The 12,493-nt window shown below is 71.8% G+C and carries 8 protein-coding genes; 5 read left to right on the forward strand and 3 right to left on the reverse strand.

The genetic code is table 11. The annotated features are described in order from the left end of the window. The first annotated feature begins 70 nt into the window (after positions 1 to 70). Both ABZV42_RS35360 and ABZV42_RS35365 read left to right on the forward strand, forming a co-directional pair. Positions 71 to 2,506 carry a SpoIIE family protein phosphatase gene (locus ABZV42_RS35360; protein WP_356055557.1) on the forward strand — a complete coding sequence of 812 codons (2,436 nt, stop codon included), beginning with the start codon at positions 71 to 73 and terminating at the stop codon, positions 2,504 to 2,506. Positions 2,507 to 2,518: 12 nt separating this feature from the next. Then, complete coding sequence (locus ABZV42_RS35365; RefSeq protein WP_355987680.1) at positions 2,519 to 3,028, forward strand: metallophosphoesterase; 510 nt, start codon at positions 2,519 to 2,521, stop codon at positions 3,026 to 3,028. Positions 3,029 to 3,126: 98 nt separating this feature from the next. On the opposite strand, the gene ABZV42_RS35370 is transcribed toward ABZV42_RS35365, so the two are convergent. Beyond that, a complete protein-coding gene (locus ABZV42_RS35370) occupies positions 3,127 to 4,524 on the reverse strand; it encodes an XdhC/CoxI family protein (RefSeq protein ID WP_356055558.1) in 1,398 nt (465 codons plus the stop codon). A gap of 247 nt (positions 4,525 to 4,771) precedes the next feature. Here ABZV42_RS35370 and ABZV42_RS35375 point away from each other — a divergent pair, with 247 nt between their 5' ends. Together ABZV42_RS35375 and ABZV42_RS35380 are read left to right on the forward strand one after the other, a co-directional pair. Then, complete coding sequence (locus tag ABZV42_RS35375; protein WP_356055559.1) at positions 4,772 to 6,757, forward strand: translation factor GTPase family protein; 1,986 nt, start codon at positions 4,772 to 4,774, stop codon at positions 6,755 to 6,757. A gap of 190 nt (positions 6,758 to 6,947) precedes the next feature. Next, positions 6,948 to 8,816 carry an endoglycosylceramidase gene (locus tag ABZV42_RS35380; RefSeq protein WP_356055560.1) on the forward strand — a complete coding sequence of 623 codons (1,869 nt, stop codon included), beginning with the start codon at positions 6,948 to 6,950 and terminating at the stop codon, positions 8,814 to 8,816. Positions 8,817 to 8,823: 7 nt separating this feature from the next. Here ABZV42_RS35380 and ABZV42_RS35385 read toward each other — a convergent pair whose 3' ends face one another. After that, the gene (locus tag ABZV42_RS35385) at positions 8,824 to 10,083 is read right to left on the reverse strand and encodes a YncE family protein (protein ID WP_356055561.1); all 1,260 of its coding nucleotides are present in this window, start codon (positions 10,081 to 10,083) and stop codon (positions 8,824 to 8,826) included. Between the two features lie 235 nt (positions 10,084 to 10,318). Here ABZV42_RS35385 and ABZV42_RS35390 point away from each other — a divergent pair, with 235 nt between their 5' ends. After that, a complete protein-coding gene (locus tag ABZV42_RS35390) occupies positions 10,319 to 10,990 on the forward strand; it encodes a TetR/AcrR family transcriptional regulator (RefSeq protein ID WP_356055563.1) in 672 nt (223 codons plus the stop codon). Between the two features lie 104 nt (positions 10,991 to 11,094). Here the strand turns inward: ABZV42_RS35390 and ABZV42_RS35395 are convergent, their stop codons facing one another. Beyond that, positions 11,095 to 12,339: a glycosyltransferase gene (locus ABZV42_RS35395; RefSeq protein ID WP_356055585.1), complete on the reverse strand. Its 1,245-nt coding sequence runs from the start codon at positions 12,337 to 12,339 to the stop codon at positions 11,095 to 11,097. Positions 12,340 to 12,493 lie beyond the last annotated feature (154 nt).

Raw genomic sequence — 12,493 nt, forward strand, 5'->3', positions numbered from 1 at the left:
CCGCAGGCCCGACGCGTTCGGAACGGTCACAGGGGCTGCGCCCGAGCCCGGGAAGCGCTGTAATGACGGCGTGGTCAGTGAGGGTGCCGCGGAACGCGGAACGAGAACGTCGCGTGCCGAACTTGCCCTGAAGACGCTCACCGCGGATCTCGACCCGCGCGAACGGCTGCACCGCCTGCTCGAGCAGGCACTCGTCTTCACCGGTGCGACCGTGGCCGCCGTCTACTCACCGAGTGTGAGCGGCGGTGAACTGCATCTGGCCGAGTCCGCGGGGGTGCCCAGGACGCTGTACGGGCTCCGCGACAGCTACCCCCTGTCCGGCGGCTCCCCGGCCGCCGAGGTCCTGCGCACGGGACAGCCGTGCTGGCTCGGACCGGAGGAACTCGCCCGCTGCGCCGACGCCCGGCGCCTGTCCTCCGCGGACTTCTCGCTTGCCGTGCTGCCCCTGCGGGACCAGAACGGCTGCCTGGTCGCCGTCAGCGAGGGCCCCGACGGATTCGGCGCCGAGGACCGCGCCTGCCTCGGGCTGCTCGCCGAAGCCGTCGTCTGCCCGCCGGCACCGCCGCCCGACGACGCCGCGGAACTGCCCGCCAGCTCGTTCAGCCTCGCCATGGACACCGGACACGTCGAGGTCGACCACGAGGTGCTCGACCTGTTCGGGCTGTCTCCCACCGCCTTCGACGGCAAGGTCGAGACGCTGCTGTCCATGGCCGTTCCGGAGGACCTCCCGGCCCTGATGTCCGCGGTGGAACCGGACCACATGTCCGTCGGCGACCGCGAGCTGGAGTTCCGCATCCTCCAGCCGTCCGGCGGACACAAGTGGCTCCGGCTGCGCGCCCGCCTGGTGCCCTCCGCCGAGGGCCGTCCCGCACGGCTCGTGGGCACCGTCTCCGACGCCTCCAAGCTGCGTTCCGGCCTGAACGACGTGGGCCGCGTCCAGCGCCTCGCCGCCGCCCTCGCCACCGCCGGCACCGTCCGCGATGTCGGCCAGGCCGTCGTCGCCGCCCTGCGCAAACCCCTCCAGGCCGACCGGATCGCCGTCGCCGAGCTGGAGGGCGACCGTCTCGTCGTCACACTCCTGGACCCGCCTCAGCCGGAGTTCTGGCCGGAGCTGTGGCGCAGCGAATGGCGCTCGGAGTGGCCCGACGCCCCCGTCCGGGCCATGCCCACGCTCGCGGCGGCCCTGAACGAGGGCCGGCCGGCCATCTGGCCCGCGGGCGCGGACCTGGAGACCGCGCTCTCCGAGGTCGGCCCCGGCGGCCTCGCCGTCCTGCCGCTGCCCGCGGGCGGACGCATGGCGGGCGCCTGCCTGATCGGCTGGGACACCCCGCACGAGTTCGGCCCCGAGGAGCGGGCGCTGCTCACCGCCTCCGCGGGCCTGGCCGGGCAGGCCCTGGTGCGCGCCCACGCCTTCGACGCCGAGCACGAACTGATCAGCATGCTCCAGCGGACGCTGCTCCCGCGCCGGCTGCCCCGGCTGCCCGGAGCGGTCGCCGTCGCCCGCTACCTGCCCACCACGTCGGGCCTGGACGTCGGCGGCGACTGGTACGACGTCATCCCGCTGCCCGACAACCACGTCGCCCTCGTCATCGGCGACGTCCAGGGGCACAACGCCTCGGCCGCGACCGTCATGGGTCAGATGCGTACGGCCCTGCGCGCCTACGCCGTCGAGGGCCACCCGCCGGACGTGGTGGTCTCGCACGCCAACCGGCTTCTGCTCGATCTGGAGACCGACCTCTTCGCCACCTGCTGCTATGTCGACATCGACATGGAGGAGGGGTCCGCCTGGTATGTGCGCGCCGGACACATCCCGCCCGTGCTGCGTCACCCGAACGGTCGTACCGAGGTCCCCGAGTCGGACACCGGGCCGCCTCTCGGCGTCATCCGGCAGGCCGACTACCCCATGAGCCCGCTGCGGCTACAGCCCGGCACCATCGTCGCGCTGACCACCGACGGTCTGGTCGAGTCCGTCGAGCTCGACATCGAGGACGGCCTGAAACGGCTCGCCGAGGGCCTGGCCGGCTCCGACCCCGCCCACCTCGGACTCGTCGCCGACGAACTGCTCACCAGCGCCAACCGCAGCGACGACGTCGCCCTCCTGCTGATGCGGTACGACGGCATGGAGGTGCTGCCGCTCCGCGAGAGCTGGACCGTGTGGCGGGTCCCCGAGGCGGTACGGCACGCCCGCCGCTACACCAGGCGGGCCCTGCGCAGCTGGGGCGTCGGCGAGTACACGGACGCCGCCCTGCTGATCGTCTCGGAACTCGTCACCAACGCCCTGGTACACACCGACGGCCAGGTCAGGCTCGACCTCACCCTGATCAACCACCGTCTGCGCATCGCGGTCGCCGACAATTCGCCGCGTACACCGATCAAGCCCACCAACATCGGCTGGGAGGCCACCGGCGGCCGCGGCATCCTGCTCGTCGAGGCGATGTCGGCGACCTGGGGCACGGTGCCGGTGAGCGGCGGGAAGCAGGTCTGGAGCGAGATCGCGCTCGACTGACGAGGTGAAGCCGTGCGTCTGCTGATCATGTCCGACACCCACCTTCCGAAGCGGGCCCGCGAACTCCCCGCCGCGCTGCTCGCCGAACTCCCCTCGGCCGACGTCGTCGTCCACGCCGGGGACTGGGTGGACACCGCCACCCTCGACCTCCTGGAGGCCCGCTCCCGACGGCTCATCGGGGTGTACGGCAACAACGACGGCCCCGGCCTGCGGGCCCGCCTCCCCGAGATCGCCCGCGCCGAACTGGGCGGACTGCGCTTCGGCGTGATCCACGAGACCGGCGCGACGCAGGGCCGTGAACAGCGCTGCGCGCGGCGCTTCCCCGACCTCGACGTCCTGGTCTTCGGCCACAGCCACATCCCCTGGGACAGCACCGCGCCCACCGGGCTGCGACTGCTCAACCCCGGCTCGCCGACCGACCGCCGCCGCGAGCCGTACTGCACGTACATGACCGCGACGGTGACCCACGACGGGCGGCTCACCGAGGTGACCCTGCACCGGCTGCCTCCGCGCACGGGTTGATCCCGCGGCCACCGGGACACAGGAGAGACGGCACACGAGGCACGGAACGGCGGGATCGGGCAGCGGGACCGGGCAGCCGGGCCGGTCAGTGCGGACGGTCAGCGGTGATGGATCGCCCCGCTCCTCGCGGACAGGGGCACTCCGCTGCCGCCCCGGCGCAGGGCGACGATCTCGGCGGCCACGGACACGGCCACCTCCTCCGGCGTACGCGCTCCGAGGTCGAGGCCGACGGGGGAGCGCAGCCGGGACAGCTCGCGCTCCGGCACGCCGGCCGCGCGCAGCCGTTCCAGGCGGTCGTCGTGGCTACGGCGGCTGCCCATCGCCCCGATGTACGCGGCCGGGCGGCGCAGCGCCTCCTCCAGCAGGGGGACGTCGAACTTGGGGTCGTGGGTGAGGACGCAGATCACCGTGCGCTCGTCGGTCGTCGTGCCGCTCAGATAGCGGTGCGGCCAGTCCACCACGACCTCCACGTCCGCCGGGAACCGCCTCGGCGTGGCGAAGGGCGGACGGGCGTCGCACACCGTGACCCGGTAGCCGAGGAAGACGCCGACGCGGGCCACGGCGGACGCGTGGTCGGCCGCGCCGAAGACGAGCAGGCGCGGCGCCGGCGCGAAGGAGTGCAGGAAGACGGTGACGTCGTCGCCGCACCGCTCACCGTGCGGCCCGTAGTGACGCACCCCGGTGACGCCCCGCGCCGCCCCGTCACGCGCATCGGCCGCGACGGCCCGGTCCAGCCCACCGGCCCCGAGCGACCCGAACACGCCCCGGTCCGGCCCGACGGCTCCGAGCGACCCGGACACGCCCTGGTCCGGCCCGACCGCCTCGACCGACCCGGACACGCCCCGGTCCGGCCCAGCCGAACCGGGGACCGCGCAGTCCGGGCCCGCGGAGCCGGACGAAGCAGGCCTCGCACCGTCCGGTCCCGTCGAGTCGGGGGAGTCGAGCAGCGCGCCGACCGGTCCCGCCGGTCCCGCCGGTCCCGCCGATCCGGCCGATCCGGCCGATCCGGCCGATCCGGGCGAGCCGGGCGAAGGGGAGCCCCCGTCGTCCCCGCCCGGGTCCTCGTAAAGCCGCACGGCCAGCGTCGCTCCGCGTGGGGCGGGGCCGGCGAGTACCGTCGCGAGTGTGACCGGGCGGCCCGCCGCCACCGACTCGGCCAGCGCCGGGAAGGCCGGGTCGTCGGCGGCCGACACCCGGCGGACCAGCAGGGTGATTTCTCCGCCGCAGGTCAGTCCCACGGCGAACGCGTCGTCGTCGCTGTACCCGAACGTCTCGAGACGGGCATCGCCCGAGGCGATCACCTCCCGGGCCAGTTCGAGGACGGCGCCCTCGACACAGCCGCCGGACACACTGCCCACGACCTCGTCGCCGGGGCCGACCGCCATGGCGGCGCCCGGGTCACGGGGCGCGCTGCCGACGACCGCCACCACCGTGGCCAGTCCGAAGGGCGCTCCGGCCGCGTACCACTCGTTCAGCGCGGGGAGGATGTCGCGCATCGTCCGCTCCTCTCGCCGCAGGCCGGGTCCTCCCGGAGATCCGGTCGCTCTCAAGGACCAGGATCCGGTCATCTCCAAGGATCCGCCCCGTGACGAGGTTTTGTTGAGCGTTAATGCTTTGCCGTCCCGGGCGGCCGCCTGCTGCACTGACGGGGAAGCGTTCACCGGGACCGAGGAGCAGCGATGCGCACACCGTTCATGTCCGCCAAGGAAGGAATCTCTCTCATCTCAAAGGACATGACACCCGGTGCATATGCTCAACCTGGGAATCCTGGCGCACGTAGACGCCGGTAAGACAAGCCTGACCGAGTGGCTGCTGCACACGGTCGGGGTCATCGACGAGATCGGCAGCGTCGACGACGGGAACACCCGGACCGACTCCCTCGCGCTGGAGCGGCAGCGCGGTATCACGATCAAGTCCGCCGTCGTCTCCTTCGCGGTCGGCGACCTCACCGTCAATCTCATCGACACCCCCGGTCACCCGGACTTCATCGCCGAGGTGGAACGGGTGCTCGGCGTGCTCGACGGCGTCGTCCTCGTCGTCTCGGCCGTGGAGGGCGTCCAGGCGCAGACACGCGTGCTGATGCGGACCCTCCAGCGGCTGCGCATCCCCACGCTGATCTTCGTGAACAAGATCGACCGCCGCGGTGCCCGGCACGAGGAGGTCCTGGAGAAGATCTCCGAGCGCCTCACCCCGGCGATCGTCCCGATGGGCGAGCCCGTCGAACCGGGCACGCGTGCCGCGTACTTCGCCCCCTACTCCGCCGCCCGGCTGCGGCCGCACCTCCTCGACCCGCTCGCCGGGCACGACGAGGAACTGCTGGCCGCGTACGTCGAGGACGGCGTGCCGTACGAGCGTCTGCGCGCCGCGCTCGTCGAGCAGACCGGGCGGGCCCTGGTGCACCCCGTGTTCTTCGGATCGGCCATGACCGGTGCGGGTGTCACCGAACTGATCGCCGGGATCAGGGAGTTGCTGCCCCCGGCGCGGGCGGACGCCGAGGGGCCGCTGTCGGGCACCGTCTTCAAGGTCGAACGGGGAGCGGCCGGGGAGAAGATCGCGTACGCGCGGATGTTCTCGGGAACCCTGAGGATCCGTGACCGGCTCACCCTGCACGACGGGGAGGAGGGGAAGGTCACCGCGATCAGCGTCTTCGACCAGGGCTCGACGGTCGGTGAGGCGTCCGTGACCGCTGGGCGCATCGGCAGGCTGTGGGGGCTCGGCGCGGTCCGGATCGGCGACACCATCGGTGAACCGCGGCCCTCGGCGGCGGGGGAGCACCACTTCGCCCCGCCGACCCTGGAGACCGTCGTCTCTCCCGGCCGTCCGGCGGACAAGGGCGCGTTGCACACGGCGCTCACCCAACTCGCCGAGCAGGACCCGCTGATCGGCCTGAGGCACGACGAACTGCGCGGCGAGATCTCCGTATCGCTCTACGGCGAGGTGCAGAAGGAGGTCCTCCAAGCGACCCTGGCCGACGAGTACGGCATCGACGTCCACTTCCGTGAGACGACCCCGCTCTGCGTCGAACGGCCCCTGGGCACCGGCGCGTCGGTCGAGTTCAACAAGAAGGACCCGAATCCCTTTCTCGCGACCGTCGGCCTGCGCGTGGACCCGGCGCCGACCGGCTCCGGAGTGGAGTTCCGGCTGGAGGTCGAGCTCGGATCGATGCCGTACGCGTTCTTCAAAGCGGTCGAGGACACCGTCGAGGAGACGCTGGGACAGGGACTGCACGGCTGGCGGGTCACCGACTGCACGGTGACGATGACGCACTCGGGCTACTCGCCCCGCCAGAGCCACGCCCACCAGGGATTCGACAAGAGCATGTCCAGCACGGGTGCCGACTTCAGGGGGCTGACCCCGCTGGTGCTGACCGCCGCGCTGCGGGCGGCCGACTGCCAGGTGTACGAGCCGGTGCACCGCTTCCGGCTGGAGGCGCCCGCGGACACGCTCGGCGCCGTGCTCCCGGTACTGGCCCGGCAGCGAGCCGTGCCGCAGACCACCCGGATCCAGGGGTCCTCGTGCGTGCTGGAGGGCGTCCTCCCGGTGGTGCGGGCCCATGAACTGGAGCAGCGGCTGCCGGGGCTGACACGAGGAGAGGGCGAGCTGGAGTGCTCCTTCGACCACTACGCGCCGGTGGCGAACGGCGCGATCCCGGACCGCCCCCGGACCGATCTGAACCCGCTCGACCGCAAGGAGTATCTGCTGAACCTGACCCGCAGGATCGGGGGGTGAACGACCCGCGGGGTGGCGGGTGAACCCGGGCCACGGCGGCGGTCGGTGAACCGGCCGGACGCACAGGACGGCCGGCCGGTTCACCGGCAGGCCGTCCTGTGCGTCCGTTGTGCGGAAGCGGTGAAACGAGAAACTTACTCATGAGTCAGAGGTGTTGACGCCTTCCGGCACCGGCAGGACTGTTGTGTACATGTCGAAGTTGCGTGCGCGTCTGCTCGGCGTCCTCGTACTCCTCACCGGTCTCCTCACGGCGGCGGGCACCCGGCCCGCCGCCGCGGACGGACTCCCCGACTCCCTCTGGTTCGACCAGCCGGCCGCCGCCGCTCTCACGGTCGTGAACGGCCGCTTCACCGACGGCCTCGGCCGCGAGGTCGTCCTGCGCGGCTACAACGTCTCCGGCGAGACCAAACTGGAGGAGAACAGCGGACTCCCGTTCGCCTCGGTCGCCGACGCGGCGAAGTCGGCGCAGGCGTTGCGCGCCCTGGGCGGCGGCAACTCCGTGCGCTTCCTGCTCTCCTGGGCGCACGCCGAACCGGTCCGCGGTCAGGTCGACAGCACCTATCTCGGCGCGGCCACCGACCAGATGCGGGCCTTCCTCGACGCGGGAATCCGTGTCTTCCCCGACTTCCACCAGGACCTCTACTCCCGCCACCTGTTCAACACGGGCAGCTGGTACTCGGGCGACGGAGCCCCCAAGTGGGCGGTGACCGCCGGTGGTTACCCTCAGGAGTCCTGCGGCATCTGCCTCTTCTGGGGCCAGAACATCACCCAGAACAACGCCGTCAAGGCGGCGCAGTACGACTTCTGGCACAACTCCTACGGGCTCCAGGACGCCTTCCTCACCACGGCCCAGGCCGCCATGACGTACGTCCGCCTGCACCTCACCACCGCCGAGTTCGCGGGCGTCGCCGGCTTCGACCCGTACAACGAGCCCTACGCGGGCAGTTACGACTCGGGCCAGACCAGCCGCACCTGGGAACGCGACCTGCTCTGGCCGTTCTACGGGAAGTTCCGGGCCCGCATGGACGCGGCCGGCTGGCAGGACAAGCCCGCATTCGTGGAACCGAACCTCTTCTGGAACTCCAACATAAGCTCCCAGAAACAGGAGGGCGGGCTGCTCGACGCGGGCACCCTCGGTCCCCGCTATGTGTTCAACACCCACTTCTACGACCAGAAGGCCATCTCGGGCATTCTCATGTGGGGCAAGGCCGGAGACGGCCAGTACACCGGCGACTTCGGCACGGTACGGGACAGGGCCGCGGCGGCCGGGACCGCGGCTGTCGTCTCCGAGTTCGGCCACCCGCTCTCCGGCACGGTCTCGGACAAGGCCCCGACCGTCGACAAGGCCATGTACCAGGCCCTCGACTCCCGTCTCTCCGGCTCCGGTTGGTGGTCAGGGGCGGCCTCGTCCGGACCGGTCCTTTCGGGTACCCAGTGGCAGTGGGACATCTACAGCGGCCGTCACCACGAGCTGATGAACGGCAACCCCGGCAAGGTTCTGACCTCGGGTGACGCCTGGAACGACGAGGACATGTCCGCCGTGCGCCTCGACGACTCGGGCACGGCCGTGCTCCGTCAGGACGCCCGGCTCCTCGACCGTCTCTACCCCGGCGCCACCGCGGGCTCCACCCTCGCCTTCACCTACGAGGACCGCTCCCGCGACGGCTCCACCACACTGACCTGGAACCCGGTGCCCTCGACCCTGCCGCAGGTCTCCCAGCTGGTGGGAACGGGGCAGTACGGCCTGCTCGTCTGGCGCTCCGACGGCGGTACCGCGCCGACGGAACTCCATCTGCCGGCGTCCTTCCCCGCCTCGGCCACGACGGTCGTGTCCGACCTCGGGGCGACCGCCTCCCCGCCCGCCTACACTCCGGCCACGCCCGTCGCCGTGGCTCCCGAGCCGGGCGGCACCGGAAGCCGTCGCCTCCTGCTCACCGCGTCCGGCTCGGGAACCGTGCACTACGCGCTGGTCACGAACGGGGCGAGCGCCCCGTCCTCCGCCCTGCTGAACGGGGCCCGGACCGAACTCGCCGCCTGGGCCGCCGCGCGCTTCGGCTGAGCATCCGTCAACTACCCGCCGGGCCGGTCCAGTTCGCCTCCACATGGCCGAGCCGGACCCGCTGGGGGTGGTCGCCGACCGGCACCGACACCGTCTTCAGCCCGGTTTCGAAGTCGATGGCGGTGACCTGGTCGGCGCCGCTCTCGGAGACGACACAGTCCTTTCCGTCGCCGCTCACGGTCGCCCAGTACGGCTTGGAGGCGGGGACCAGAGGACCCTCCTGGAGGGTCGTGCGGTCGACGACCGTCGCGTAGTCGTCCATCGTCCCCGCGACGCACAGCTTGGTGCCCGACGGGTTCATCGAAATGCCGTGGTGGCGCGAGTCGTTGACCCACGTCGTGCGGTCGCTGCTGGTGGCGGGGTTCTTCGGAAGGGTCTTCACCCGGGTGATCCTGTCGGTGGCCACGTCGTACTCCAGGAAGCCGTTGAAGAACGACACCTGGAAGTACAGCTTGGACTCGTCTGGCGAGAAGACGGCCGGGCGGACGGCGTCGGAGAAGTCCCTGAGGCCGATGGCGTCGAGGCGCTGGCGCATGTCGATCACCTTGACCTGCTTGAAGGTGGCCGCGTCGACGACCGTGATCTTCCGGTCGCCCTTCGTCCAGTCCAGCCAGGGGTCGTCCAGCGCGGTGGTGACGTCACCGATGGCCATGTTCCAGATGTACTTGCCGTCGTGGGTGAAGATGTTCTCGTGCGGTTTGTCGCCGGTGGCGAACGAACCGAGCTGTGTGCCGGTCGTGATGTCGAGCACGTGCACGGTGTTCGCGGTGGAGGCGGAGACCGCGACCCGGGTGCCGTCGGGCGACACGGCCATGTGGTCCGAGCGGTAACCCGACACGGGGAAGCGCCAGTTGATCCGGTCGGTGGCGAGGTCGATCGAGACGACATCGGCGAAACTCGGGCGCGAGACCACCACCGACCTGCCGTCCGGCGTGGAGTACATGTCGTCGACGAACTGGTCGTGTCCCTCGCCCACGCCGTTGCGAATGCCCATGAAGTAGGCCCATTTGATGGGATCGGCGTTGATCGCGGCGAGCCGCGCGGCCTTGTCCGGGATGACGTCGATCCGGCCGACCTTCGCGAAGTCGCCGGAGGACTTGATGACGTCCGCGGTGCCTTCCCAGTTGTTGCCGACGAACATCACCTCCCGTAGACCGGTGGCCGAGTCCCGCGCGCCGACCGCGGAGGCGGCGGTCGCCGTCCCGCCGAGGGTGAGGGTGAGGGCGGCGGCGAGCGTGCAGAGGTGTCTGGCTCTGAGGACGGACATGGAGGGTCCCTGTCGTAGTGGGGGAGTGCGGTGACGGCACGGTGGACCAGGAGCGTGCTGTGTGCGCGATGCCATGAATGACGAGAGCATGCCAAGCGGGAATCTGAACACGCCCGCTTTCAAAGTGTGCTTACTGGAAAGTAAGGACTGAAGGAGCCTCTTCACAAGGGGCGGTAGGCGAGAAAATCACCGAAGGGGCGAACGACGGTTCGTACCGGCGCCGAGGGAGGAACGCGTGGCGGGCAGGCTCAGACAGCCCACCGGCCGATACGGCGGCAGGACGGCAGAGGAGCGGCAGGCGGAGCGCCGCCGTCGCTTTCTCGACGCCGGGCTCCGGCTGTTCGGCGCCGGACCCGGGTACCGGTCCACGACCGTGGCGGCCCTCAGCGAGGCGGCGGGACTCTCCACGCGCCAGTTCTACGAGGCTTTCCACAGCCTCGAAGACGTACTGGCGGCCCTCCACCTCCAGGTGAACGACTGGGCCGAGCAAGCCGCTCTCGCCGCTCTCGCGGAGGCCCGTGACCTGCCGCTCGCCGAGCGCGCCACCGCCCTCTTCCGGGCCTACGCCGCGAACGTGACGAGTGATCCGCGCCGCATCCGCATCACCTTCGTGGAGATCATCGGCGTGAGCGCGCGGCTGGAGGAGCAGCGGCTCGCCCGCCGGTCCCGCTGGGTGGAGTTCATCTGCGGAGAGGCGGCGGCCGCCGTCGCCCGCGGGGAGGCGGTGCCGCGCGACTACCGGCTGGCCGCCACCGCCTTCATCGGCAGCGTGAACGGCCTGCTGCACGACTGGAACGCCGGCTGGGTGGACGCGACCCTCGACGAGGTGGTGGAGGAACTGGTCCGCCAACTGCTCGCGATCCTGCGCCCCGCCGACTGGGTCGCGGACGGGACCGTGGGCCCGTAGGCGAACGCGACCAAGGGCCGTGCGGGGCTCGTCCTCGCCGGGCCCCGGAGCCGCCGGAGCTGTCGGTCCCGTCGGAGGAGCCGGTCCTGCCGGGGCCGCGGGGCTCAGGGCGGCCCGAGGTGTTCGATCCCGGCCAGTGTCTCCGCGACCGGGGTCACGCCGTCCTCCGCGCGAAGGCGTTCCGCCAGATTCCGCGCGTTGCGCCGGTACGCGGGATCCGTGGTCGCCCGGACCAGGGCCGCTGCCAGCCGTTCGGCGCGCAGACCTCGTGGTGACAGGGTGCCCGGCGCGACCCCGAGCGCGACGAGCCGCGCTGCCCAGAAGCCCTCGTCGAACTGGACCGGTACGGGCACCGCGGGAACCCCGGCCCGCAGGCCCGCCGCCGTCGTACCGGCCCCGGCGTGATGCACCACGGCCGCCACGCGGGGGAACAGCAGGGAGTGCGGCACCTCGCCGACCGTGAACATGTCGTCGCCGGTCGCGTGCAGCTCACCCCATCCCCGCTGGATCACCCCCCGCAGCCCGGCGGACCGCAGGGCGCGCACGATCTCGCCGCTCAGCCGCCCCGGATCGGGAACGGTCGCGCTGCCCAGGCCCACGAAGACCGGAGCGGGGCCCGCGTCCAGGAAGTCCGCCAGCGCGTCGGGGAGCCGGGCGTTCTCACCGTCGTAGGGCCACCAGTAACCGGACACGTCGAGCCCGCGCCGCCAGTCCCGCGGCCGGCGCACCACCAGGGGGCTGAACCCGTGGTGCACCGGCCAGGCGCGCCGCTCGCGGGCGCGACGGACCGCGAGGGGACCGGCGGGCGGCAGGCCGAGTTGCCCGCGCAGGTCCCGCACCGTCCGGGCGAAGACCCGCTCGACGGCCAGGTTCACCCCGTACCCGGCGGCCCGGTTGACGGTGGGGCCCCAGGAGCGGACGCCGGCCACGGGAGGCGTGAACTCCCGCGTCGGTGCCAGTGGCTGGAGATTGACTCCCAGGCTGGGCAGGCCCAGGCCCTCCGCGACGCAGTACCCGAGCGGTCCCAGCGAACCGGACAGCAGGAGGACGTCGCTGGAGCGGGCAGCCGTGAGCAGGCCGTCGGTCAGCCGTCCGGCGAGCGACCGGGCGAGTTCCGCGAGCAGGAAGACCTTTCCGGCGCCCGTGGCGCTCCGGCGGAGCCGCCGCCCGCGCTCGGACTCCAGTTCGGCCCGCGGATCGACGGGCAGCGCGTGGAACCCCACCCCCGAGCCCGACACCAGATCCGCGTAGCACCCGTGCGTCACCAGGGTGACCTCGTGCCCGGCCCGCGCCAGGCCGTGGCCGAGGCCGGTGAACGGCGCCACGTCGCCCCGCGAACCCGCGGTCATGATCGCTACTCGCACGAGGGCCAGTATGGCGGGGCCGCGCGGCCGGCGGCCCCGCGCTTCACCGGCGGGAACGCATTCCTCAAAAAACCGGCCATGGCGCGAAGTTGCTCTGGCTCGTCATCATGGCGAATGATCGAATCGGTGCTCGAACAAT

This window comes from Streptomyces sp. NPDC005281 (genome assembly GCF_040607495.1).
Taxonomy (GTDB): Bacteria; Actinomycetota; Actinomycetes; order Streptomycetales; family Streptomycetaceae; genus Streptomyces.